Here is a 23,402-nt window from a genome sequence, read left to right on the forward strand (position 1 = left end):
AAAAGCTGTCCACCAACCTCCCATCTACCATTCAACTTAAAATAAGCGGCTTAGAGTCAGGGTTTGTAACGTAAACCACCATTCCAAGCTATAAGCGCATCTTTATTGACCTTCATCGATTTTTACCGGACAACAGTGAAATAAATTCGGCATGACGTTTTCTTTAAATGCTCTTATTTCCCCGGATTCTCTTTCTTATACTCCTCATTCAATCCAACAAGCACATCGTTGGTTACATCCAGGCTTTCATCGCCATAAAGCATAGCCGGGTTAGCTTTTGAATAGGTAAGCACAATTTTATAGCCTTTTGTTTTGCAGTAGGTTTTAAGGTAAGCAGCCAGTTTATCGTATAGCTTAGAGTTTTGGCCTTCTTGCTCGTCCTGCAACTGCTTAGCAGTATTTTGACTCAATTCCTGTAAATCCTGCTGTTCTTTTTGCAGGCGTTTTTCGGTTGCAGTACGCTGAGCAAGGTTAAGTGTGTTCACACTTTTCTGGTATGCGGCTACTTTCTTTTGAAAGGCCTGTCCTTTAGCCGCCAGTTCGGTTTGTGCGCTTTGAGACAAGGTTTGCAATTTAGCTTTTATTGCCGCGTAGTAAGCGTATTTGCTTAGCAGCGTATCGGAGTTGATATATACAATACCGCCTTTATTGTCAGTGCTTTGAGCAGGCACTGCAGTAGCGGGGGCAGTCTGCGCATTAGCTGCAGAAGTAGCTAATATGATAGATAATGTGATGATTAATGATCTCATATTATGTGCGTTTGGTAAAGCTGCGAATTTACAGTTTTAAAATAAATGAGCAAGTGAGTTTGGACATAGCGGGGCATTTGTTGGCGTTCAAGAGATGAAAAATTTTAGTAATATTGATGTAAAATGACCTATTCCTAATCGATGAAAAAGGATAAAACAGCAGTTATTAATATTATCTCTGATTTGAAGAAATACATTATTCTAATAGTATGCCTTCAAATGACAGCACTCAGCCTAAAGGCCCAGGAATGGTACAGGCAGCGCATAGACGAAAATATTAGCATTAAATTCCCGTCTGTACCCAAACTTGTTGATACAACTGCTCAAACTACCTTTACAAGTCTGGATAAGGACGCGATTTACCTCGTGACAGTTACCGACTTAAAAGACTTATTAGGTTTCCAACCAGCAAGCAAGGATGATGTAAATGAATTTTATAGAGGTGAAATAAAACAGATGCTTCTGAGATATCATGGAGACATGATACACGTAAATGAATTTTTTATAAAAGATATCAAAGGAGCGGAAATGGAGTTTACATTTCATCACCCCTCAGGCTTTTTGGAACGCCGGTTTGTCAGGTTTCTAATAATCAATGAGGACGCTATCACTATTCAAATTGGCACACGGGGAGAAAGTTCATCACTGGCTATGGAAAAGAAAAACTTCTTCTTTAATTCCTTTAAACTTCACGGGAAAGATACCGACTGGTGGCAATATGATTCAGACAGCTCAAGTCGCTCATCCAGCATGCTGGCCCATCTTATTGTTAAATGGATTCCAATAGCGCTGCTTGCATGGGGCATTTATGCTTTAATAAAATATATAGGGCGACGGTAGATTATTAAAATCTATCGCTGCCTACGCCCCTGGAAAATTTACTTCAGCTTCGCCAACGCCTCTTTTACCCTCGGCACCACGCCCTGATTATCCTCCAATGTACTTGCACCAACAGATACTCTGAACCAGTTTACATCGTCCTCATTTCCAAATGCTGCAAAAGGTACTAAGGCAACTTTGGCTTCTTTAATCAGGTAGAAGTTAATGTCAGTTGATGTTTTCAGTAAAGTACCATCAGGTGTAGTTTTACCGGCATAATCGACCTTAACAGTAAGGTAAATAGCGCCCATTGGCTCGATGGAGTCGACGTTGAAACCTTCTGATTTCAGTTGCTGGAAACCTTCGTGAAGTGTATTCAGGCTGTTTTGTAGTTTTGTTTTAATGTCAGACAGGTAGGCATCCACCTCGTTTTCGTTTTTCAGGAAGTTAGCCATTGCCATCTGCTCTGCCTTTGGCGACCAGGCGCCCATGTGACCAACGATGGCTTTCATGTTGTTGATCACCTCTGCCGGGCCGAAGCCCCAACCCACACGTACACCTGTCGAGGCAAAACATTTAGATGCGCCATCAACAAATATCACGTAGTCTTTCAGCTCAGGGCGCAGGCTAACCGGGTTAAAGTGCTCGTGCTTGCCGAAAGTGAGTTGAGAGTAGATCTGATCATAAAGCAGATACAACGGTTTCTCACCTGCTGCACGGCTTTTATTTTCGGCAATTACCAGGTCGCAAATTTCTTCCAGATCCTTTTTATTGAACATGGTACCCGTTGGGTTCAATGGCGAACATAAAGCCAGCAAAGCAGCGCCTTTCAGATGTGGACGAAGCTCATCAGCTGTAGGCATAAAATTGTTCTCCGGCTTGGTTTCAACAACTACTGATTCAGCATTCAACAAATCACAGTAATGATTATTGTTCCACGATGGAGTAGGGAAAACCACCTTCTCACCGGGGTTCACTACCGCCAGGTAAATGGAATAGATCAACGGGCGCGAGCCGCCTGAGATCAATATCTGGTTTGGCTTATAATCTAAATCGTACCGTTTCTTTAAAAACTCCGAAACACTTTCGCGCAGGTTCAGCATGCCATCAGCCGCAGGGTAGTTGGTCTGGTTGGCGTTATAAGCTTCTACAATACCTGCTTTTAATGGTGCAGGTATAGGGTAGATGTTTGAATCAAAATCGCCGATGGTGAGGTTGGCAATGTTTTGTCCCTGTCTTTTTAACTCGTTGATCTCGCCTGCGATCTTGATAATTTCGGAGCCCCTTAAGTTTTGGGCCAGTTTAGAAACGGTCATTTTATTGATGTGCAAATTGTGCGGATGTGCAAATTTTTTGATGTGCAAATGTGCAGATTATAATTTGAAAATGTGCAAATGTGCGGATATGTAAATGTGCAAATAAAAAGGCCTATGCAATTACATAGACCTTCCATATTTGGCAATCAAAATAATCTCTATAATTATCCAATCCGCACATCCTCGCATCTGCACATCCGCACATTTAACTCGCGCTGTCGCGCAGTGATTTAATTCGGTCGTGTGATGATTCAATGCTTGTTTGCTGACGAAGCAGGATAGGGATCACTTCGGCAGATAAATCGTTTTCAGGTGATAAGGCATCGCGGTAAGCTTTTTTGATAGCATCTTCGCCGCGTTCGCATTCTGCCAGGATGCCTTTGCGGTCATGCCCGGTGAATGTTGCTTTTACATCTATCCATGCCCGGTGGAGGGCACCTGAGCTGCTGGTATCATTAATATCTGCATGACCCCCTAGTTGGTTTATTTCATCGCGCAATTGCTGGGCAAATTGTTTGCTTTCCAGTGAGCAGTTCAAAAAGATGCCCTGCAGGTCCATATCGGTCGGGTCAAGGTCCTGTGCCGCCTTACCAAAACCCTCTGCGCGGTCGTTATTGATCTCTATCAGATCATTTAAAACTTCAACTGATTTTTCTATGGTTTCCATAATGATTGATTTAATAAGTGTTCAATCAAAGAACACCTGATTATCATTATGGTTTGATAAATTAATTTGTAAATAATTTATTTTCTTTTTTAATGCAATCCTGGTTGGGTAACGTTCAATGCAAATCGCCCAGTCGATTCATCCGGTCATTGCTGCGCTCGACCACCTTCTCTACCGCAAGCGGTAAAGAAGGAATTTTTTATCTCTTTTTCAACCTCTTTATGGCTTGCCAAAGAGAGGTCGAACAGCGTAGCGTATTCGGGTGAGTCAAAACGGAACTATAGAGTAGTTGGAAAGCCTTCAAGCTATACGAAATAAACTAATCACTGATCTCTAATCGCTGGTCACTAACTGGAACTGTTCAGCCAGATATTGATACGATTTCAGCCTGTCGTCAAAATCCTCTGCAATGGTCACAGCGATGATTTCATCCACATCATAATCATCAGCCAGTTTAGTCAGCTTTTGCTTTATTTCAGCAGGTTTCCCGGTGATCATTCGTTTACGGTGATGTATCATGCGTTCTAACTCATACACGGTATAGTCTATATGCTTAATATCATCATAAGTTACCGGTAAAATACCCTTGCCCTGTTCCAGTTGATTAAAGCGAAACTCCATCAATGCCTGATGCTGCCGTATTTTCTCCTCATCTTCCGAACAGAAAACAAAGATGGCTACGCTGGCAGCAGGTTCTGCACGGTCTTCGGAAGGTTGGAAACGTTCGCGATAGCGGGCAACAGCTTCCGGTCCGCCGATAGGATTAATAAAGTGCGCAAAGGATAAGCCCATGCCAAAATGAGCAGCAAACAGGCCGCTTTCGCCGCTGGAGCTTAGCAGCCACATATCCGGAACCGTTTGTATTTGAGGAATAGCCCTGATCTTAGACAATGGTGTTCCCGGATCACCGCGGTCATGAAAGTAATTATTCAGATCATACAACTGATTGATGAAATCCTGTTCGCGGAATTGGTTGGACGGATTCAGCATAGCTGCCGTAAGCCGGTCGGTGCCAGGTGCACGTCCCATGCCCAGATCAACACGACCAGGAAATAAAGCCTCCAGTATCCGGAAATTCTCAGCAACTTTTAATGCGCTATGATTAGGCATCATCACCCCACCCGAGCCTATGCGAATGTTTTTAGTTTGACTGCCCAAATAAGCCAGCAATACTTCGGGAGTTGATCCTGCAAGACTGCCTGTATTATGATGTTCAGATACCCAAAAACGGGTATAGCCTAACAGGTCGGTATAGCGGGCAAGCTCGGCGGTTTCCTGTATAGCCCGTTCGGCAGTGACGCCTTTACGTACGGGCGATTGGTCCAACACGCTCAAGCGAATATGTTTTGTGCTCATAGATCAATAAAAACACAAAACTACAGAAGGGGTTGTGGATGGAATGTAAAGATTTAGAGTAGGACAAAGACTATTAAAGAGAACGAAAAATATTGAATATCGAATAATGAATTCCGAATGATGAAGGTAAAAACTTCGATGTTGGACATTCGAAATTCATGATTCGATATTGCATTTGCATGTTTCTTGTGCCCTGCTTATTTAACAGTATAACCAGTAATGGTTTCTATTTCATAAGGCGATCCTGAAACACTGGTATCGTTTTCGATCATGCCGACACCTTTTGCCAGGTAAATATCGTAGATAGCGATACTTTGAAAGCCTGTACCCAGGTCATATTGAAGATCAACCTGTGTGTGGATCACATTGTTAAAAGTTTTACCGTTTACAGTTCTTGAAATGTTTTTCTCTTTTATGGTATTCACGGTTTTTGCAGGTATACCATTAACGGTGCCGTCGTCGGTTGGGTTGGTGGTCCAGCTGTAACCAACATTTTGCTCGTCGTTACCCATTTGTAATTCTATGGTAATACCAGCAGTTGCCGAGGTAGCACGGAATGAATAGAAGTGATTGCCGGCGTAAAAATAGCCTGTGCTTGTGCCCTTTGTTGATGAGGCTGATGTACCGGCATAATAAGTTTTTCCACCAATTACGCTTGTGCCTCCGGTCATTGTTATGGTAAGCTGACTGGTGCTGCCTCCCACTACATCATTATACGTCCAGGTGCTTCCGGAACTAACCGGTAAATAGCTGTCAGCTGATGCTGATGGTCCTGGATTGCTCTTCTTGCTACAGCCTGCTATCAACATAGCTCCGCCAAGGATTAGAATTGGTAAGATTTTCTTCATGCTCCGAAGGTAGTTTAACTGAACTTTGGAAAGGGTTGTAATCTTTCCACTTATTCACAATACACGATTAAATGATTGGGTTGGATTTTGGGGATTTAACTATTCTTTTGATGATAACTTTTCAATTTTACAACCTTCCAACCTTGCAACTATCTTCATGAATTAAAATGATAAAGGAAAACCACCTCGCCGGTATAAGCTGATTTTTTCTGGCCTTCGATTTCCATTTCAACGCCGATAGTTGCTTTCGTGATACCCCGCAGATTGATAATGTTGGAGAGTTTTGCCTTTAACCTTACACGACTGTTCACCAGCACCGCCTGCCCGAATTTGATATTTTCAACACCGTAATTGATCTGCATCTTCAGGTTTTGCACGTCGGCAATCTGATGCCAGAAGTAAGGCAACAGCGATACTGTTAAATATCCGTGGGCGATGGTAGCGCCGAATGGGCCGATATTTTTAGCTTTTTCCTCGTCGGTGTGTATCCATTGATGGTCGAGCGTTGCATCGGCAAACTCGTTGATCTGCTCCTGAGTTATCGTATGCCAGTCGGATATGCCCAGTTCCTGGCCTAAATAAGATTCAAATTCAGCATGATCTTTAATAATAATCATAATTGGTTGTTGCGTTTGAGTGAATGGCTGCGTTAGCGTGGGGTAAAAATAATAAATGGAGGGGTATTATGAAATCAAACAGTTGCCTGAATCAGAATTTTCAGAATTTATCAATTGTCAGAATGAATGGAAAGCATATTAACATTTGTGTATTTTATGGAGTCCGAGGATGCTGATCCATATATTGTATCTCAATTTCATTTATTATGTCGTTATAAAATTCTTCACCCATGAGAAAATCCTTATTTGAAATAGAATTGGTAGTCATAACAGCAACAAAAAAATGATTAATATTTAAATCGTAGGTTTTCTGTCCATTAACCTGCCACGGCTGCATAAAAGGCCGCATATGTGAAGTATGAATCTTTACAGTATCATTATTCTTTTTAATAATATCTATGCTGCATTCAGTGATTGCATCTACCGGGGATATATGTTGAACAGAGTCCACTGCCGCTTTTAAACTTGTTGGATTTTTGTAAAGAGCTAAAATAATTTTGCGTTTTGATGGCTTCAGAGGATATTCTTTCCAAAAGCGATAGTAACTGCTCATGCCTTTTTTAAGAAGCTCTAAATCGACACGATACATTTTCCAACTATAATCAGATTTAAGTTTAGACACGGAATTCAGTAAACTGTCTATAGTTTGAATATTTACCTGTTTTATCAAGCTACGCTGAACTTTGAATTCCTTGATATGCCTATCTCTTTTTATATAATGCGGAGGCTGATAATCTTGATCAACCTGATAGCAAAACCATTTATTTTTTTTTCGGATTATTTCATAATCTCGTGAAAATCTGAATCCTGCTACACCGTCTTCCAATTCCGATAGATTTATTTTTTTAATATCATTTAGTTGAATCTTTATTTGGGCATTACCAAGTATTGGAAAAATGATGAATGAAAATAAGGTTAAGATTATTGAGCGCATAAGTAAAATTATAGAATATTGATTGAATACGTTGCTGTTTTTACCTTATAAATTATACTCGTATTTGCCGAAAGACCGAAGGCTAAACCACTAATCCAGTCAACCTATTCCAACCCAATCAACTAAACGCAAATTCTATTTGCAAATAACACCAAAACCCGTATCTTTGCAGTCCCGATTTTGCGGGGTAAAGTAAACGTTTAATAAATTTAATTTTAAGCAAGTGAATACGTTAAGTTACAAAACTGTCTCAGCCAATAAAAAGACCGTTAACAAAGAATGGGTTGTTGTTGACGCTCAGGGCGAGATTTTGGGGCGCTTGTCTTCTAAGATCGCAATGATCATTAGAGGAAAACACAAGCCAGGGTACACCCCACACGTAGACTGCGGCGATAATGTAATAGTTATTAATGCAGACAAGGTAAAACTGACCGGAAACAAATTTGGCGCTAAGCAATATGTTTCTTATACTGGTTACCCAGGTGGTCAGCGTTTCATTTCTCCTAAGGAGTTAATGGCAAAACATCCTGAGCGTGTGGTAGAAAAAGCCGTACGCGGTATGTTACCTAAAAATCGTTTGGGCCGCGCCTTATTTGGCAATCTGCATGTATATGCAGGTGCCGAGCATCCTCATGCAGCACAAAACCCTAAAGCCATTTAATTAACCATTTAAAGGAAAAAAGAAATGCCAACAACTAACACTTCAGGCAGAAGAAAAACCGCTGTTGCACGCATCTACTTGAGCGAGGGCAATGGCAACATTACCGTTAACGGTAAAGATTACAAAGAGTACTTCCCTACCTTACCTTTACAATACATCGTTACCCAGTCAACCGAAGTATCTGGTTCTGCAGGTAAATATGATGTACAGGTAAACGTAGCAGGTGGTGGTGTAAAAGGACAGGCAGAAGCCGTTCGTTTAGCTATTGCTAAAGCTATTGTTGAACTTGATGCTGAAAAGAAACCGGCATTGCGCGCTAAAGGTTTAATGACCCGCGACGACCGTATGGTTGAGCGTAAAAAACCAGGACGCAAGAAAGCACGCAAGAGATTCCAATTCAGTAAACGTTAATCATCAAGGAGGACAACAAAATGGCAAGAACAACATATCAGGATTTACTGGATGCAGGTGTACACTTTGGTCACCTTACCCGCAAATGGGATCCGAAAATGTCTCAGTACATTTTCATGGAGCGCAACGGTATCCACATTATCGATCTTAATAAAACTTTAACTAAAGTTGAAGAAGCTGCTTCAGCTATAAAACAAATTGTAAAATCAGGCCGTAAGGTATTATTCGTAGCTACAAAGAAACAAGCGAAAGATATCGTAGCTGATTATGCAAAATCAGTAAACATGCCTTTCGTAACCGAGCGTTGGTTAGGTGGTATGTTAACTAACTTCGCTACCGTGCGTAAGTCGATCAAAAAGATGTCAAACATCGATAAATTGACTAAAGACGGTACTTACAGCAACCTTTCTAAAAAAGAAAGACTGATGATCCAGCGTGAGCGTGTAAAACTGGAAACTTTATTAGGCGGTATTGCCGACCTGAACCGTTTACCGGCTGCACTGTTCCTGATCGACGTTAAGAAAGAGCACATCGCGGTTTCAGAAGCTTTAAAGTTGAATATCCCAACCTTTGCAATGGTGGATACCAACTCTGATCCTTCAAACATCGATTTCCCTATCCCGGCTAATGATGACGCTACCAAATCAATCTCATTGATCACCGGTATCATCATCAAAGCTATCGAAGAAGGCTTGGATGAGCGCAAACGCGAGAAAGAAGACGAAGCAGAAAAAGAAGCTGCTGCTGCAAAAGCAAAAGCTGATAGCCCTAAGGCTGAAGCTCCGGCTGCATCTGGCGCCCCTGCAGAAGGCGGTAAAAGAAAAAGAGTAGCTGCTGAAGCAGAGGCTGAAGCGCCTGCTGCTCCTGCTGCTGAAAAAACAGAAGAGTAATATTTTGGTTGTAAGGGTTGTAGAGGTTGTAATGGTTAATGTCATTTACAACCTCTGCAACCTTTACAACTTCTACAACATTTAAAACATATATCAAAATGTCAACATTACAAATTAGCGCATCTGACGTTAACAAACTGCGCCAGCAAACCGGTGCAGGTATGATGGATTGCAAAAAAGCTTTGACCGAAACAAACGGTGATTTTGAAGCTGCAATTGACTACTTAAGAAAAAAAGGTGCTAAAGTGGCTGCAAGCCGCCAGGACCGTGAGTCGAACGAAGGCGTTGTTATTGCACGTACTTCTGAAGATGGCAAACGTGGCGTGATCATCGAGCTGAACTGCGAAACTGATTTCGTGGCTAAAAACGCTGAATTCATTGCTTTCGCTAACCAGATCGCAAACGTTGCTGTTGAAGAAAAACCTGCTGACTTAGCTGCTTTGACTCAACTACAAGTTGATACTGATGTTGACCGTGTAACTATCGCTGAAGCAATTACTGAAAAAACAGGTAAGATCGGCGAGAAGATCGGGGTATCTAAATACGAAATAGTAGAAGGCGAAAAAGTGATCGCATACATCCACGGTAACTTCCGTTTAGGTGTATTGGTTGGCTTAAGCGCTAACGTTGCCGGTGCTGACGAAGCAGGCAAGGACGTAGCAATGCAAATTGCAGCTATGAACCCAATTGCCGTTGATAAGGATGGTGTTGATGCTACAACTATCCAACGCGAATTGGAAATTGCTAAAGAGCAGATACGCGCTGAAGGCAAACCGGAAGAAATGGTTGAGAAAATCGCTGCCGGTAAGCTGAACAAATTCTACAAAGACTCAACCCTGTTGAACCAGGAGTTTGTAAAAGATTCATCCAAGAGCGTTGCTCAGTTCCTGAGCGGCGTTGATAAAGGATTAACCGTTACCGCATTTAAACGGGTAGCCTTAGGAGCTTAATTATTAAATCCCCCTCGTATTAACGAGGGGGATTTTTTTTGCAATAATATTTTTTCACCGTAGAGACGCAATGCATTGCGTCTCTCTCCGTAATATTGTAACTATGACAACAGCACTCCACAACTTACAGATCATTTCAGATGGTCAGATTATCAAAAACCAAGCAATTTTAATTTCAGACGGAAAAATTACCGGCCTAGTCGCGGAGAACGCTATTTCGCAGGATGCTGAAAGAAAAGATATGCATGGCGCTTATGCGGCTCCGGGTTTGATCGATTTGCAATTGTATGGTAGTGGAGGCAGATTGTTGAGTATCGATACTGATGAAGCTACTTTGCTTCAGATGGAAACGGATTTGCTCGCTCAAGGTACGATAGGCTTTTTTCCAACCATTTCAACCAATACGGATGAGGTGATAGAAGAAACGATCCGTGTATGCAGATCCTACAGGGAAAAACGTAAGGGTAATTTCTTAGGCTTGCATCTGGAAGGCCCATTTTTGAATGCAATTCGTCGCGGCGCACACAACAAGGACTTTATTAAGAAAGCATCGCTCGACCTTGTAAAAAAATGGCTGGATATGGCTGATGGTGTAATCACGATGATGACCATAGCTCCTGAGTTGCAGGATCAGAAAGTGATCGATTACCTGCACAATAATGGTGTGATCTTATCGTCAGGACATAGCAATGCTACATATGCTGAAGGCAAGCGTTTTTTAAATAAACCTATCCCGGCAGTAACCCACATTTACAACGCGATGCCGCAAATGCATCATCGCGATCCGGGATATATTCCTGCTATTTTTGAAGAAAGGCCTTATACCAGTATCGTACCTGACGGTATCCACGTGGATTTTGTGATGGCAAGATTGGCAAAACGCGAACTAGGCGATAAACTTTTCTTTATTACGGATTCTGTTACAGCAAGCGACCACGGCCCATACCAGCATAAGTTTACCGGCGACCGGTATGTATTGCCTGATGGGACTTTATCAGGATCATGTCTTACAATGTTGAAATGTATTGAAAACGGCGTTAAGCATTTTGGTGTTAGTCTGCCGGAATCTGTTAACATGGCGACTTTATATCCAGCTCAGTTGGCGAAATTGAACAAAGGCAAAATTGAAGCAGGTTACGATGCTGATCTGACCTTCTTTGATGAGAACTACACGCTGAAGGGAACATACATGGCCGGTAAACAGATAAATTAAAGCACTATGCAAACTGATTTATTTGATCTAATCGTTAACAACGACCTTGATGGCATAAGAGCAGCTTTGGCAGTAAATCCTGAATTAGCCAATGAAGGTGTTGCATGGAAAATAGATGGTAAAATAAATCCGGCTAAAGGGCATCCGTTGCATCGAATCTCTGATGCAGTTTTTGCAAATAAAATATCAGACGGTCAGGCCATAGAGATAGCCAAAATATTTTTGGAATATGGCGCTGACATCGATGGCTTTATAGCCCGGAACGATTTGAATACTCCTTTGATAGCCGCAGCCAGTTTAAATGCTGAACAACTTGGTCTGTTTTATATTGAAAAAGGAGCAAATATTCTTTATTCACCTCCAGGTGATGGTGGGACCGCACTGCATTGGGCTGCATTTTGCGGTAGAGATCGATTAGTTGAAAAGCTGATTGAAAAGGGTGGCAATATTAACCAGTTGGATACCAATTACCACAGCACACCGTGCGGATGGGCAATACACGTTCTGGAATCAGGTGAAACCAATAACCTTCGCAACCAATTAGCCTGTATTAAGTTATTACTTAAAGCAGGTACCGATAAAAGCTTATTATATCCCGGTTCTTTGGAATATTTGCAAAAAACTGCTCAAAATGACCCGGAATTAAAAACATTATTAGAATAAGCGGGGATATTTTTAACACTAATTTAAAATTGATACTTTTGACAAACTACCCTCAATGAAATATAAACGCATTCTTCTCAAATTAAGTGGCGAGTCGCTAATGGGCGACAGGCAATACGGCATTGATAATAACCAGGTTTTACAATATGCAAAGGATATTAAAGCCGTTTATGACAAAGGAATAGAGATAGCCATTGTAGTGGGCGGAGGCAACATCTTCAGAGGGTTAAGCGCTGAAAAATCAGGTATGGACCGCGCTCAAGCCGATTACATGGGTATGCTGGCAACAGTGATCAACTGCATGGCGCTTCAAAATGCACTGGAAAGTATTGGCGTTGAAACCCGCCTTCAATCAGCTATCAAAATGGAGCAGATCTGCGAACCATATATCCGTCGCCGCGCTATGCATCACCTCGAATTAGGCAAGATCGTAATTTTCGGTGCTGGTACTGGTAACCCATATTTTACTACTGATACAGCTGCTTCATTACGTGCTATCGAGATCAAAGCTGATGTAGTATTGAAAGGCACCCGTGTGGATGGCATCTATACCGCCGATCCGGAGAAAGATCCAACAGCGACACGTTATGACGAGATCACTTTCCAGGAAGTATTTGATAAAGGTTTAAATGTAATGGACATGACTGCCTTTACACTTTGTCATGAAAATAAATTGCCGATCATCGTATTCGACATGAATAAACCGGGCAATTTTATGAAGATTGCGGAAGGTGAACATATAGGTACTTTGGTACGATAAATATCTTCAGATTTTAATACACATCATCATGTGTACCGATATCCAGTAAAAGGATGTTTTCTATCTTCGGGTCGTTAACATCCTTTTCTATCGTAAAGATGATCCTGCAATCATAACCGCATGAGCAGGCAAGGTAAGATGCAAGATTCCCACTCAATTTATGGGTTCTTAATGCCGGGTCGAAAGCATCCTGTTGCAGTTTGAGCAAGGCTTTAGCTATCGAAGATTTTAGTGCCTGGTTTTTACCTGTAAATTTTTGATAAGCTTTTTCGAAAGCTTTTGATAATACAAGTTTTCGTTCTGCAGGCATTAACTAAAGCGAGTTTAACTTTTTAATAACATCTTCGGCAGTCTCAGCAGTGATTTTGCCCGCCTGATATTCTTTTAAAGTTTTCTTTGCCGTTTTGGCTATTTCATTACGGCGGTATTCGCTTTGTCGCTTTTGAAGAATTTCCAATAGCATTTCCCTGGAAGCAAAATCCAGCTTCATAATATCATCTAAAGTAGAGTCTATTGTTGTCATATAACTAGCTATTGATAATTACAAAATTATAAATTTAGTAGTGAATAATCTTAATCGGCTTAAAAGTTAACATTGTTATTATTTAGACTTTGAAGCATTTATTTTTATTAATGTAAAACGACAGATTTTACTATTTTTGACAGCAAATTTTAGAAACGATGAGCGAACTCGTTAAAAAACAAATTTCTGAAGCAAAGGCTTTGATGGATAAAGCCATTGAGCACTGCGACGGTGAATTACAAAAAATACGTGCCGGCAAAGCAAATCCAAGCATGCTGGATGATATATTGGTTGAATACTATGGTACGCCAACACCTTTGAACCAGGTAGGCAGCGTAAATACGCCAGATGCCCGTACCATCGTGGTACAGCCCTGGGAAAAATCATTATTAGGTGCCATTGAAAAGGCCATTATGGAGGCAAACCTGGGGGTTAATCCTCAAAATGATGGCGTGATCATCCGCATCAATGTTCCGCCGCTGACAGAAGAGCGTCGTCGCGACCTGGTGAAGAAGGCAAAAGCCGAAGTAGAAAATGGGAAGGTAGCAATCCGTAATATCCGTAAGGATGCGAATGAAAAGATCAGGAAACTGAAATCGGAAGGTGTTTCTGAGGATGAAATGAAAACCGGAGAGGCTGAAATTCAGAAGTTAACCGATGTTCATATTGCAAAAGTTGATGTGCTGTCTGAAGCCAAGGAAAAAGATATCATGACAGTATAACGACCAGAGTATTGTCAAATTAAAGGGAATGAGCTATTTAGAGCCATTCCCTTTTTTTATTTTTATCCCGGCATGAATGTTCTAACCTCGTACCTCAAAAAACACAAATGGGTGGTAGTGACCGCCCTGTTTCTGGCAGCAACTAATATTGGCTTTTCCTTGCTTGACCCCTATATCACCGGGAGAATAGTGGATAGGGTGATCGAACAGCGGGACAAACTTCAATATAACGAATACATAAGCACTGTTCTTAAACTGATCGGCCTGGCGATTGGAGTTGCAATGGTGTCGCGTATAGCAAAAAATTTCCAGGATTATTATACTAATATCATCACCCAAAAAGTGGGTGCTGAGATGTATGCTGACGGGCTTAAGCATTCTTTAGAGCTCCCTTACCAGGTTTTTGAAGACCAGCGTAGCGGAGAAACATTAGGTATCCTGCAGAAGGTAAGGCTGGACTGCGAAAAATTCGTCACCTCATTCATCGGAATATTGTTCGTGAGCCTGGTGGGTATGGTGTTCGTTACCATTTATTCTATATCTGTAAGTTATAAGGTGACGCTGGTTTATTTTGCCTCCATCCCTATTATTGCTTTAGTAAGCTCGCTCATGAGCCGGAAGATCAAACGTATCCAAAAGACTATCGTAGCTGAAACCACTGCTTTAGCCGGATCAACTACTGAGTCATTAAGAAATATCGAGCTGGTTAAAAGTTTAGGTCTTGCTAAACAAGAGATCGAGCGCCTAAATAAAACCACCTATAAGATCCTCGATCTGGAGCTTCGCAAAGTAAAATATGTACGCAGTATGAGCTTTGTGCAAGGTACCACAGTGAATTTTGTGCGTAGTGTGATGGTCGTGGTATTACTTATTCTGATCTTTCATCAAACTATTTCACCAGGACAATATTTTAGCTTTTTATTTTATTCATTCTTCCTGTTCAACCCATTGCAAGAGTTGGGCAATGTCATCCTTTCATGGCGTGAGGCAGAAGTTTCCTTAGGCAACTTCAAACGTATTTTAAGCATTCCGATTGATGCCAAACCTGAAAAACCGGTACTGTTGGAAAATGTACAGAAACTGTCTTTCAACAATGTAAGCTTCAAACATCTTACAGCAAACCGGAACGCGCTCAATAATATCAGTTTTGAGACAAGAGTTGGTGAAACTATTGCATTTGTCGGTCCATCAGGCTCAGGGAAAACGACTTTGGTAAAACTATTGGTCGGATTATATCAGCCATTAGAAGGGGATATACTATATAACAACATACCAAGTAAAGAGATCGACCTGGATGAACTTAGGGAAAAGGTCGGCTTTGTAACACAGGATACACAGCTGTTCTCAGGCACAATTCGTGAGAACCTTTTGTTCGTTCGTCCGGATGCTACGGATGAGGAGTGTATGGAGGCTTTGCAGAGAGCAGCCTGCCAGACTTTATTGGCACGCGCACCTCAGGGTTTGAGTACGGTGATCGGCGAAGGTGGTGTAAAAGTTTCCGGTGGTGAAAAACAACGCCTGTCTATTGCCCGGGCTTTGCTCCGAAGACCCGATCTGCTTGTATTTGACGAAGCTACCTCTTCCCTCGACTCGATAACTGAAGAAGAAATTACTGAAACTATCAGGGATGTGTCAGTATTAAAAGATCATGTAACTATTTTGATCGCCCACCGTTTATCTACTATCATGCACGCCGATACGATTTATGTTCTTGAAAAAGGGCATATCGTTGAGTCCGGCAGGCATGAGGAATTGTTACTTCAAAAAGGTTTGTATTATGCCATGTGGCGCCAGCAGATCGGTGAGAAAGTAACTGCTGATTATTGATTTTAAAAACTGCTGCCATGTATCTGATCACATCCACTATCGGAGGGACCTTCGGTTTAATATTCCTGTTTTTATGGGTTTTACTGGGTATTTTTGCCTTCTTCAATATACTCAGCAATAAGAATATTAATAACGGTGCCAAACTGTTGTGGCTCATCATCATTGCGGTGGTACCCATCCTGGGTTCGACAACCTACTTATTCTTGAGAAGTTTGAAGACACTTTAAGCTGTAGCCGGGTTTTCCTCAGTTACTTCAACCGTATGGATATCGCCTACGCCCAACGGCAGAAGGCTCGTCGTTTTGAAATAGGTAATCGTGACGATCAGTAAGGTTATGCTGCCCCCTACCAGCACAGCGGGTACCGTTCCGAGCCAGTTAGCCATTAAGCCTGATTCAAAGTCACCGATCTCATTAGAGGAGCCGATAAACATAGAATTCACCGCTGATACGCGTCCACGCATGTGGTCAGGAGTTAACAGTTGGACTAATGTTCCGCGGATGATCACGCTTATACTATCAAAAGCACCCTGGCCAAATAGGAAAAAAACTGTCAGCAAGAAACTTCGTGATAATCCAAAGCCGATGATGCAAAGTCCAAAGCCGGTTACAGCAATTAGAAGATTGCGCCATGGCTTGTTTAATGGAGAGTAACGGACCATTATTACCATGGTCAAGGCTGCGCCTAGTGATGACGCCATTTTCATTACACCGAATCCTTCGGCACCAACGTGTAGGATGTCCAGTGCGAATACGGGGAGCAATGCTACTGACCCGCCGAAGAAAACAGAAAATAAATCCAGCGTCATGGCGCCCACCATCATCTTGGTTTTAAATACAAAGTTGATGCCTTCGGACAGGCTTTTCCATATACTTTCTTTTGGCACAAAAACCGCAGGGTACTTTCTAAGGGTTAACACTAACACGACAGTGACAAGCATGAAGATCAGGATAACCACGAAATTTCCGGTAATGCCGCCGCCGAATGCATAAATAAAACCACCTGCTAGAGGCCCTAAAATAGATGCAATTTGCCAGCTGGTGCTGCTCCAGGTACTTGCGTTCGGATAAATTTCGCGGGGAATACTGTTGGCATATACTGTAAATATTGCCGGTCCGAAAAATGCGCGGGCGACCCCATTGCAGAATATCATGCCATAAAGTATCGGCAGTATCCAGCCTGTATGAATATAGCCACCCATGCTTTTAAGGGTGGCAATGAACATAACCAGTGACGAAATGAAAACCCCGCTAAAAATCAACAACAGCATTTTTCGCTTTTCGTACTTATCGGCGATATAACCACCATAAAGTGCGAGGCCGATGGCCGGGATTGCTTCACTTAGCCCAATCCAGGCAAGGGCAAGTTTGCTGTGCGTAATATCATAAATATAGTACCCCAATGCAGCAGTTTGCATCTGGTAAGCAAATGTGAAGCAGAACCGTTGGGCCAGGTAAATACGGAAATCCTTAAATCGCAATGCTGCGAAAGAATCTTTTTGGGGCTGACTATGACCTTCGTCGGACACTATTACTGTTTATAGGTTAATGCTCCGCAATTTACAATTATGCATCAAAATTCTGATTGCTGATTTACATAATTATGCAATAATGTAGAAAGAGACGCGATGCATCGCGTCTCTACGGAAAGATTATTTAATTAAACCCGTGTTGATCGATCAGATAGATCAATGCCGCCATAGAGGCTGAGCCTAGTTCCAGTTCGCGTTTGTTAACGTTCTCAAACACATCGTTTGGTGTATGGTGCACATCAAAATAGCGTTGCGAATCCGGGTCAAATCCTATCAAAACAACACCCGGTGTTTTTTCTCTCAGGGGACCGATGTCACTGCCACCACCACCGACAACAAATCTGCCGGAGCCGTACGGATCGAAAAGTTGTTTCCATGGCGCCAGGTTTTTGAATTGATCAGTTGTCAATCCAGAGAATCCAAAGCCACGTGGTGTGAACCCACCTAAATCAGATTCGATGGCTGCGATGTGTTGTTCCTTATTTTTGGCAGCAAGCTCTGCATACTTGAGACCGCCTTTATCGCCGTTTTCTTCGTTCATAAAGAACACTACGCGGATAGTGTTTTTAGGCTGATAGCCCATCGCTTTTAAAATACGAACTGCTTCTAATGAACCCATCACACCGGTACCATCATCATGCGCGCCTTCAGCCAGATCCCATGAATCCAGGTGACCGCCTACTGTGATAAACTTATTTGGATTCTCGGAGCCTTTCAACTCACCTATCACATTGTATGATAGCGTATCTGGCCTCAATTCGCAGTTTTGTTTGAAATAGAATTTGATCTGCGGTGATTTCTTTTCTTTTAACAAAGCACTCAATTGGTTAGCACCTTTGGTTGATATTGCAGCGGACGGAATATTCAAACCGCCTGGTGAATAACGTGTTGCACCTGTATGCGGGAAGTCGTCCAGACTTTCCGTTAACGAGCGGACAATAACTCCAACAGCACCATATTTAGCTGCCGCTGCCGGACCTGCATTTCTCTGATCTCCCGCAGTGCTGTAAGCGCGTAAAGTTTCAATAAAGCGGGGATCAAAAGGACGGTTAAAGAAAACAATTTTACCTTTTATGGCCGTCGCTCCTAAAGTGTCCAGTTCTTTCAGGCTATGCACTTCGATCACATCAGCAGTGATGCCTTCTTTTGAAGTAGCGACAGACATACCTAAGGCTGCAATTGGCACAGAAATTTTATTGTTACCATCAACGATCATTCCGACTTCCTTTGCTCCGCGTACCCAATGCGGCACCATTACTTCCTGCAGGAAAACATGGTCGAGGCCATAGTTTTCCATCAACTTTTTACTCCATTCCACTGCTTTTTGAGCATTCGGCGAACCACTTAAACGTGCGCCGATGTTCTTACATAAATAATGCAAATTGCTGTAGCATTGACCGTTTACCAGGGCTTCATCATAAATTCTGCGAAGCATTAATGAGTCCTGGGCTTTGAGTAAGGTAGTCGATAAGACAAGTGACAGGATGGTAAAAAATTTCAGTTTCATGGTTGAGAAGCGTGCTTTTAAACAAATTTAATATTTTGAAGGAATATTGTCCGTTCAGGAAATTTTATCCCAGCTTAAGCCAGCATTTTTTGCCTGGAATGCCAGTTGCAGAGTTTGATTTTCGGGATGAGCCAATGCCGGATCTTTCGCAAATATTTCCTCTACGCATTTGCGGGCCTGCAATAGTAAAGCCTGATCTGTGGTTAGATCAGCAACTTTCAAGTCGACTACACCGCTTTGTTGTGTGCCTTCTATATTGCCAGGGCCGCGCAATTGCAGGTCGATCTCAGATATTTCAAAGCCATTATTGGTCTTCACCATTGTATCCAGCCTGATCTTACCATCATAGCTTAGTTTATGACTGCTCATCAGGATACAAAAAGATTGCTCTGCCCCCCTGCCCACACGCCCACGTAATTGGTGTAATTGCGAAAGACCGAAACGCTCAGCATTTTCAATGATCATTACAGAAGCGTTAGGGATGTTTACACCAACTTCGATAACAGTAGTCGCCACCATGATCTGCGTCTCGTGTTTCACAAAGCGCTGCATCTCAAAATCCTTATCCTTTGCCGGCATTTTACCATGAACTATACTGATCTGGTATTGTGGCATCGGAAACTCATGACGCATGGTTCCTATACCATCTTCCAGGTTTTTCAGGTCGAGTTTTTCGCTTTCCTGTATCAGCGGATATACTACGTAAATCTGTCGACCTTTGGCAATCTCCTGCTTCATAAAGCCGAACATCCGGAGGCGCTGATTTTCATAAAAATGAAGTGTTTGTATAGGCTTTCTTCCGGCAGGTAGCTCGTCAATTACTGATACATCCAGATCACCATAAAGTGTCATTGCTAATGTTCTAGGGATAGGTGTAGCGGTCATCACCAAAACATGTGGCGGGATATTGTTCTTTCGCCAAAGCTTTGCACGTTGCTCTACACCAAAGCGGTGCTGTTCATCGATCACCACAAATCCCAAATTCTGAAATTGCACCTTATCTTCAATTAGTGCGTGAGTACCGATTAGTATTTTTAAATCACCGCTTTCCAGCCGCTCATGGAGTATATTTCTTTCCTTCTTTTTTGTTGATCCCGTCAATAAAGCCACTTCGAGAAATCCGTCTCCTACCAGGCTCTTTATGGTTTGGTAATGCTGATTAGCCAGTATCTCGGTTGGAGCCATAATACAGGTCTGAAACCCATTATCAATAGCGATCAGCATACTCATCAGCGCAACCACGGTTTTACCACTGCCCACGTCGCCTTGCAGCAATCGGTTCATTTGCACGCCCTTTTGCGTATCTAACCGTATTTCCTTTAAGACTTTCTTTTGAGAGTTGGTTAGCTCGAACGGTAGCTTATGGTGATAAAATTCATTAAAATAATCACCAACCGTTTCAAATATATGCCCCCTGAACTTTTGTATCCGGAGGAGTTTATTTTTAAGCAGTTTGAGCTGAATTAAAAATAGCTCTTCAAATTTTAGACGCCGGATAGCCTCATTGAGCATATTTGCATCTTCCGGGAAATGCATGTTGCGATAGGCGTCGGCACGGCTCATCAGTTTGAATTGATTCAGAATATATAAAGGCAGGTTCTCATGAATATCCTTCGCATGCTGATCCAGCAAAGGCTCGGTGAGCTTTTGGATACCCTTACTGTCTAGTCCAAACTGCTTTAATTTTTCTGTCGAACTGTAAGCCGGTTGAAGGGTCATGTTGCCCTTTTGCTTCATTGTTGCAGGAGAGTAGAGCTCTGTTTCAGGATGAGCCATTTGCGGCTTCCCATTAAATGAGCCCGGCTTTCCAAATAGGATATAAACCTTTCCCGGTTGCAGGTATTTTTCTATCCATCGCACTCCTTGAAACCAAACCAATTCCATTATGCCGGTATCGTCCTGTACTTGCGCTACCAACCGTTTAGTATGCTTCTCGCCAAGAATCTCCTTGTGTGTTAACCGGGCTAAAACCTGTACATAAGGCAGGTCTGGATTTACTTCCCTGATTTTATAAAACCGGGTGCGGTCGATATGCTTATAAGGGAAGTGACGCAGCAGGTCTTCAAACGTAAATATTCCTAATTCCTTTTTAAGGATGTCTGCACGCGATGTACCGACGCCCTTTAAATATTCAATAGGAGTTTGAAATATCTGCCTGTTCAATTTTATCTATCAGGAATTTATTGCGATAACTGAAACTTCGACGTTTACATTTTTAGGTAATGCAGCAACCTGCACCGTTTCACGAGCGGGGAATAGATCTGTAAAGTAAGTGCCATATACTTCATTCACCTGTGCAAAGTTTCCCATGTCAGTCAGGAAGATGCTTGTCTTTACCACGTTGCCGAAACTAAGACCGGCTTCGGTCAATATAGCTTTAATGTTTTCCATTACCTGTTTCGCTTCTGATTTAATACCGCCCGAAACTATTTCTCCGGTAGCCGGGTTGCTGGGTATTTGCCCTGAAACAAACAGGAAACCATTAGCTGCAACAGCCTGGCTGTAGGGGCCTATCGGAGCCGGGGCATTATTGGTATTGATCACTTTTTTCATAGGTCTTGTGTAATAGTTATAAAAGGGTTGTAGAAGTTGTAAAGGTTGTAATTGTTGGAGTGGTTGTAAAAATTGATATCTAACCTTTACAACTTTTTTAACGTCTGCAACATCTTCAACTTCCCCAAATCATTTCTTCAAAATAAACCAATCGATCAATTTCCATATGATGCCGGCCAGGAACATGATGATGGCAATCGCATTGATGGCATGCATCACCTTCAGGTTAAAACTGGTAGGCCGGTTTGGATCTTTCTTTCTGAAAAAATACATGAACAAATTTAAGAAAAAAAAGAAGGCTCTCCGAAACCGGAGAGCCTTCTGCAATTATCACAATGAATAATTATTTTTTGAATTCAACACGACGGTTCAGGATACGGCCGTCTTCGGTTGAGTTATCAGCGATTGGGTGAGTTTCACCGAATGCTTTTACTTTGATACGTTTTGCATCAACACCAGAGTTAACCAGGTAAGTTTTTACTGAGTTAGCACGGTCTCTTGACAGACGCATGTTGTGAGCAGCAGTACCTTCTGATGAAGCGAAACCGTCTAATTCGATTCTTGAACCAGCGTTAGAACGCAGATCAGCTGAAGTAGCGTCAAGTACTGGGTAAGAAGAAGTTCTCAATACTGAGCTATCGAATTCGAACTGGATGTTAGAGTAAGCTTTTGCTTCACCTGGTTTTGGTTTCATTACGAATAATGAAGTGTCAATTTTAGGGAATACAATTGGACAACCAGAACCGTCAACAACAGTACCGGCAGGAGTGTTTGGACATTTGTCGAATTGATCAGCAACACCGTCACCGTCAGAATCTTTCTTCAGGTCGTTAACTGCATTTTCAACATTGCCAACACGGCCTTTTAAAGCTTCTACTTCCTGACGAAGAGCTGCATCATACAGTTCGTCATACATCATAGCCACTGGGTTTACCCAATCCAGGTTTGGTTTTGATTTAGGACCGAAAGTATACTCTAAGCCTACATAGCCGTAAGAGTATTTGTTAGAAGCAGGGTAGTCAGCATGAACACCGGTGAAGTTAAATCCATCGATGAAGTTTTCAGTATAGCCAACGTTTAAACCAAATGCATCAGACAATTTGAATTTAACACCGGCACCAACTGGAATTACTAATTCTTTAATGCGTGATCCTGTACCATCCTGACCAGTATGGCCGTTGTAATCAAAAATCAGATTACCTTGCGAATTGTCAGAATACAGTTTTGGAGCATACCATGCTAAACCTGCACCACCGTTTACGTAGAAGTTAACAGCGTTGGTACGGTGTAAGAAGCTCAAAGAACCTACGTTAACAACACCGCTTAAAGTAGCCTGGTAGAATGAAGTTTTAAAGCTACCAACCTGAAGACCAGTTTGGTTATCAACAACGTATCCCGGGTTGCTGAATTTAGCGTTTTCACTTCCTTTTACATCACCACCTCTTACATCTAACTGTAAGCCGATAGTGTGTGATAATTGATCTCTTAAGCTAATACCGTAGCCTAAGCTTGGCTGATTGTGGTTAAATACGTTTACACCACCTGTTGCAACAGAAGGAGCGGTAACTCCAACGTTTACGCCAACACTCCATGTGTTGTACTGTTTGGTTCCGCCAAATACTTTGGCAGTACCTGTTGCTGCGGATGCCTTCGTCGAATCTGTTTTTGCTGCATCAGTTTGTGCATTTACCACACTGACAGCCAACAGAGACGCGAATGAAAGGGCGACTGTTTTTTTTAATGTAGAATAGTTCATAGTTTTAAGATTAAACAATTTAATTGTGATTTTTTTTTCAAAATTAGTAATTATGTTTGACTTCATTACCAAACATTGTTCCAAAATTTGTCTTTTGGTAATACAAATAAATAAAAATAATTGTTTGCA

26 protein-coding genes are annotated in these 23,402 nt (G+C 42.0%); 11 read left to right on the forward strand and 15 right to left on the reverse strand.

Annotated features, from left to right (window positions below; translation table 11 throughout):
- Positions 1 to 173: 173 nt before the first annotated feature.
- On the reverse strand, positions 174 to 749 hold the full coding sequence (locus VIM89_RS21090) for an OmpH/Skp family outer membrane protein (RefSeq protein WP_488158165.1): 576 nt from the start codon (positions 747 to 749) through the stop codon (positions 174 to 176).
- Between the two features lie 141 nt (positions 750 to 890).
- On the opposite strand from VIM89_RS21090, the gene VIM89_RS21095 reads away from it, so the two are divergent.
- Positions 891 to 1,589, forward strand: coding sequence for a hypothetical protein (locus VIM89_RS21095; RefSeq protein ID WP_488158166.1), 699 nt, complete (start codon positions 891 to 893; stop codon positions 1,587 to 1,589).
- A 38-nt stretch (positions 1,590 to 1,627) separates the two neighbouring features.
- On the opposite strand, the gene VIM89_RS21100 is transcribed toward VIM89_RS21095, so the two are convergent.
- The 6 genes from VIM89_RS21100 to VIM89_RS21125 all read right to left on the reverse strand — a co-directional run bounded on the left by VIM89_RS21100 (position 1,628) and on the right by VIM89_RS21125 (position 7,306).
- Positions 1,628 to 2,884 (reverse strand): pyridoxal phosphate-dependent aminotransferase, encoded by a 1,257-nt coding sequence (locus VIM89_RS21100; protein WP_488158167.1) that lies wholly within the window; start codon positions 2,882 to 2,884, stop codon positions 1,628 to 1,630.
- A 205-nt stretch (positions 2,885 to 3,089) separates the two neighbouring features.
- The gene (locus VIM89_RS21105) at positions 3,090 to 3,551 is read right to left on the reverse strand and encodes a ferritin-like domain-containing protein (protein ID WP_488158168.1); all 462 of its coding nucleotides are present in this window, start codon (positions 3,549 to 3,551) and stop codon (positions 3,090 to 3,092) included.
- Between the two features lie 333 nt (positions 3,552 to 3,884).
- Entirely contained in the window at positions 3,885 to 4,907 is a 1,023-nt protein-coding gene (locus tag VIM89_RS21110) for an LLM class flavin-dependent oxidoreductase (protein ID WP_488158169.1), read from the reverse strand.
- Positions 4,908 to 5,104: 197 nt separating this feature from the next.
- Positions 5,105 to 5,755, reverse strand: coding sequence for a hypothetical protein (locus tag VIM89_RS21115; RefSeq protein WP_488158170.1), 651 nt, complete (start codon positions 5,753 to 5,755; stop codon positions 5,105 to 5,107).
- Between the two features lie 155 nt (positions 5,756 to 5,910).
- Positions 5,911 to 6,372: a MaoC family dehydratase gene (locus VIM89_RS21120; RefSeq protein WP_488158171.1), complete on the reverse strand. Its 462-nt coding sequence runs from the start codon at positions 6,370 to 6,372 to the stop codon at positions 5,911 to 5,913.
- A 154-nt stretch (positions 6,373 to 6,526) separates the two neighbouring features.
- Complete coding sequence (locus tag VIM89_RS21125) at positions 6,527 to 7,306, reverse strand: hypothetical protein (protein ID WP_488158172.1); 780 nt, start codon at positions 7,304 to 7,306, stop codon at positions 6,527 to 6,529.
- A gap of 223 nt (positions 7,307 to 7,529) precedes the next feature.
- On the opposite strand from VIM89_RS21125, the gene rplM reads away from it, so the two are divergent.
- The 7 genes from rplM to pyrH all read left to right on the forward strand — a co-directional run bounded on the left by rplM (position 7,530) and on the right by pyrH (position 12,854).
- Entirely contained in the window at positions 7,530 to 7,967 is a 438-nt protein-coding gene (gene rplM, locus VIM89_RS21130) for a 50S ribosomal protein L13 (protein ID WP_488158173.1), read from the forward strand.
- Positions 7,968 to 7,991: 24 nt separating this feature from the next.
- Positions 7,992 to 8,378, forward strand: coding sequence for a 30S ribosomal protein S9 (rpsI, locus tag VIM89_RS21135; protein WP_488158174.1), 387 nt, complete (start codon positions 7,992 to 7,994; stop codon positions 8,376 to 8,378).
- A 20-nt stretch (positions 8,379 to 8,398) separates the two neighbouring features.
- Positions 8,399 to 9,268: a 30S ribosomal protein S2 gene (gene rpsB, locus VIM89_RS21140; protein ID WP_488158175.1), complete on the forward strand. Its 870-nt coding sequence runs from the start codon at positions 8,399 to 8,401 to the stop codon at positions 9,266 to 9,268.
- A gap of 98 nt (positions 9,269 to 9,366) precedes the next feature.
- The gene (tsf, locus tag VIM89_RS21145) at positions 9,367 to 10,218 is read left to right on the forward strand and encodes a translation elongation factor Ts (protein WP_488158176.1); all 852 of its coding nucleotides are present in this window, start codon (positions 9,367 to 9,369) and stop codon (positions 10,216 to 10,218) included.
- Positions 10,219 to 10,321: 103 nt separating this feature from the next.
- Positions 10,322 to 11,431: an N-acetylglucosamine-6-phosphate deacetylase gene (nagA, locus tag VIM89_RS21150; protein ID WP_488158177.1), complete on the forward strand. Its 1,110-nt coding sequence runs from the start codon at positions 10,322 to 10,324 to the stop codon at positions 11,429 to 11,431.
- Between the two features lie 6 nt (positions 11,432 to 11,437).
- A complete protein-coding gene (locus tag VIM89_RS21155; RefSeq protein ID WP_488158178.1) occupies positions 11,438 to 12,094 on the forward strand; it encodes an ankyrin repeat domain-containing protein in 657 nt (218 codons plus the stop codon).
- A gap of 55 nt (positions 12,095 to 12,149) precedes the next feature.
- On the forward strand, positions 12,150 to 12,854 hold the full coding sequence (pyrH, locus tag VIM89_RS21160; protein WP_488158179.1) for a UMP kinase: 705 nt from the start codon (positions 12,150 to 12,152) through the stop codon (positions 12,852 to 12,854).
- A 13-nt stretch (positions 12,855 to 12,867) separates the two neighbouring features.
- Here pyrH and VIM89_RS21165 read toward each other — a convergent pair whose 3' ends face one another.
- Together VIM89_RS21165 and VIM89_RS21170 are read right to left on the reverse strand one after the other, a co-directional pair.
- Positions 12,868 to 13,164 (reverse strand): type II toxin-antitoxin system RelE/ParE family toxin, encoded by a 297-nt coding sequence (locus VIM89_RS21165; RefSeq protein ID WP_488158180.1) that lies wholly within the window; start codon positions 13,162 to 13,164, stop codon positions 12,868 to 12,870.
- Positions 13,165 to 13,167: 3 nt separating this feature from the next.
- The gene (locus tag VIM89_RS21170) at positions 13,168 to 13,377 is read right to left on the reverse strand and encodes a hypothetical protein (protein ID WP_488158181.1); all 210 of its coding nucleotides are present in this window, start codon (positions 13,375 to 13,377) and stop codon (positions 13,168 to 13,170) included.
- Positions 13,378 to 13,535: 158 nt separating this feature from the next.
- On the opposite strand from VIM89_RS21170, the gene frr reads away from it, so the two are divergent.
- From frr to VIM89_RS21185, 3 genes are all read left to right on the forward strand, one after another.
- On the forward strand, positions 13,536 to 14,099 hold the full coding sequence (frr, locus tag VIM89_RS21175) for a ribosome recycling factor (RefSeq protein ID WP_488158182.1): 564 nt from the start codon (positions 13,536 to 13,538) through the stop codon (positions 14,097 to 14,099).
- Positions 14,100 to 14,171: 72 nt separating this feature from the next.
- Complete coding sequence (locus tag VIM89_RS21180; protein WP_488158183.1) at positions 14,172 to 15,926, forward strand: ABC transporter ATP-binding protein; 1,755 nt, start codon at positions 14,172 to 14,174, stop codon at positions 15,924 to 15,926.
- A 17-nt stretch (positions 15,927 to 15,943) separates the two neighbouring features.
- Entirely contained in the window at positions 15,944 to 16,153 is a 210-nt protein-coding gene (locus tag VIM89_RS21185) for a PLDc N-terminal domain-containing protein (protein ID WP_488158184.1), read from the forward strand.
- On the opposite strand, the gene VIM89_RS21190 is transcribed toward VIM89_RS21185, so the two are convergent.
- The 6 genes from VIM89_RS21190 to VIM89_RS21215 form a co-directional block, all read right to left on the reverse strand.
- A complete protein-coding gene (locus VIM89_RS21190; protein WP_488158185.1) occupies positions 16,150 to 17,454 on the reverse strand; it encodes an MFS transporter in 1,305 nt (434 codons plus the stop codon). The genes VIM89_RS21185 and VIM89_RS21190 overlap by 4 nt on opposite strands.
- A 127-nt stretch (positions 17,455 to 17,581) precedes the next feature.
- A complete protein-coding gene (locus tag VIM89_RS21195; protein ID WP_488158186.1) occupies positions 17,582 to 18,964 on the reverse strand; it encodes a M20/M25/M40 family metallo-hydrolase in 1,383 nt (460 codons plus the stop codon).
- A 54-nt stretch (positions 18,965 to 19,018) separates the two neighbouring features.
- On the reverse strand, positions 19,019 to 21,127 hold the full coding sequence (gene recG, locus VIM89_RS21200) for an ATP-dependent DNA helicase RecG (protein ID WP_488158187.1): 2,109 nt from the start codon (positions 21,125 to 21,127) through the stop codon (positions 19,019 to 19,021).
- A gap of 9 nt (positions 21,128 to 21,136) precedes the next feature.
- Positions 21,137 to 21,517: a RidA family protein gene (locus tag VIM89_RS21205; RefSeq protein ID WP_488158188.1), complete on the reverse strand. Its 381-nt coding sequence runs from the start codon at positions 21,515 to 21,517 to the stop codon at positions 21,137 to 21,139.
- Positions 21,518 to 21,646: 129 nt separating this feature from the next.
- A complete protein-coding gene (locus tag VIM89_RS21210; RefSeq protein ID WP_488158189.1) occupies positions 21,647 to 21,844 on the reverse strand; it encodes a DUF6728 family protein in 198 nt (65 codons plus the stop codon).
- A gap of 16 nt (positions 21,845 to 21,860) precedes the next feature.
- On the reverse strand, positions 21,861 to 23,273 hold the full coding sequence (locus tag VIM89_RS21215; RefSeq protein ID WP_488158190.1) for an OmpA family protein: 1,413 nt from the start codon (positions 23,271 to 23,273) through the stop codon (positions 21,861 to 21,863).
- Positions 23,274 to 23,402 lie beyond the last annotated feature (129 nt).

The organism is Mucilaginibacter sp. (genome assembly GCF_036568825.1).
Taxonomy (GTDB): domain Bacteria; phylum Bacteroidota; class Bacteroidia; order Sphingobacteriales; family Sphingobacteriaceae; genus Mucilaginibacter.

Coding starts and splice junctions, on each gene's coding strand:
- VIM89_RS21115 (WP_488158170.1), bottom strand. CDS start 5,755: ATGAAGAAAATCTTACCAATTCTAATCCTTGGCGGAGCTATGTTGATA.
- frr (WP_488158182.1), top strand. CDS start 13,536: ATGAGCGAACTCGTTAAAAAACAAATTTCTGAAGCAAAGGCTTTGATG.
- VIM89_RS21180 (WP_488158183.1), top strand. CDS start 14,172: ATGAATGTTCTAACCTCGTACCTCAAAAAACACAAATGGGTGGTAGTG.
- VIM89_RS21165 (WP_488158180.1), bottom strand. CDS start 13,164: ATGCCTGCAGAACGAAAACTTGTATTATCAAAAGCTTTCGAAAAAGCT.
- VIM89_RS21095 (WP_488158166.1), top strand. CDS start 891: ATGAAAAAGGATAAAACAGCAGTTATTAATATTATCTCTGATTTGAAG.
- VIM89_RS21090 (WP_488158165.1), bottom strand. CDS start 749: ATGAGATCATTAATCATCACATTATCTATCATATTAGCTACTTCTGCA.
- nagA (WP_488158177.1), top strand. CDS start 10,322: ATGACAACAGCACTCCACAACTTACAGATCATTTCAGATGGTCAGATT.
- VIM89_RS21125 (WP_488158172.1), bottom strand. CDS start 7,306: ATGCGCTCAATAATCTTAACCTTATTTTCATTCATCATTTTTCCAATA.
- VIM89_RS21215 (WP_488158190.1), bottom strand. CDS start 23,273: ATGAACTATTCTACATTAAAAAAAACAGTCGCCCTTTCATTCGCGTCT.
- VIM89_RS21195 (WP_488158186.1), bottom strand. CDS start 18,964: ATGAAACTGAAATTTTTTACCATCCTGTCACTTGTCTTATCGACTACC.
- VIM89_RS21110 (WP_488158169.1), bottom strand. CDS start 4,907: ATGAGCACAAAACATATTCGCTTGAGCGTGTTGGACCAATCGCCCGTA.
- VIM89_RS21205 (WP_488158188.1), bottom strand. CDS start 21,517: ATGAAAAAAGTGATCAATACCAATAATGCCCCGGCTCCGATAGGCCCC.
- rpsB (WP_488158175.1), top strand. CDS start 8,399: ATGGCAAGAACAACATATCAGGATTTACTGGATGCAGGTGTACACTTT.
- rpsI (WP_488158174.1), top strand. CDS start 7,992: ATGCCAACAACTAACACTTCAGGCAGAAGAAAAACCGCTGTTGCACGC.
- VIM89_RS21105 (WP_488158168.1), bottom strand. CDS start 3,551: ATGGAAACCATAGAAAAATCAGTTGAAGTTTTAAATGATCTGATAGAG.
- VIM89_RS21155 (WP_488158178.1), top strand. CDS start 11,438: ATGCAAACTGATTTATTTGATCTAATCGTTAACAACGACCTTGATGGC.
- VIM89_RS21185 (WP_488158184.1), top strand. CDS start 15,944: ATGTATCTGATCACATCCACTATCGGAGGGACCTTCGGTTTAATATTC.
- pyrH (WP_488158179.1), top strand. CDS start 12,150: ATGAAATATAAACGCATTCTTCTCAAATTAAGTGGCGAGTCGCTAATG.
- tsf (WP_488158176.1), top strand. CDS start 9,367: ATGTCAACATTACAAATTAGCGCATCTGACGTTAACAAACTGCGCCAG.
- VIM89_RS21100 (WP_488158167.1), bottom strand. CDS start 2,884: ATGACCGTTTCTAAACTGGCCCAAAACTTAAGGGGCTCCGAAATTATC.
- VIM89_RS21170 (WP_488158181.1), bottom strand. CDS start 13,377: ATGACAACAATAGACTCTACTTTAGATGATATTATGAAGCTGGATTTT.
- VIM89_RS21120 (WP_488158171.1), bottom strand. CDS start 6,372: ATGATTATTATTAAAGATCATGCTGAATTTGAATCTTATTTAGGCCAG.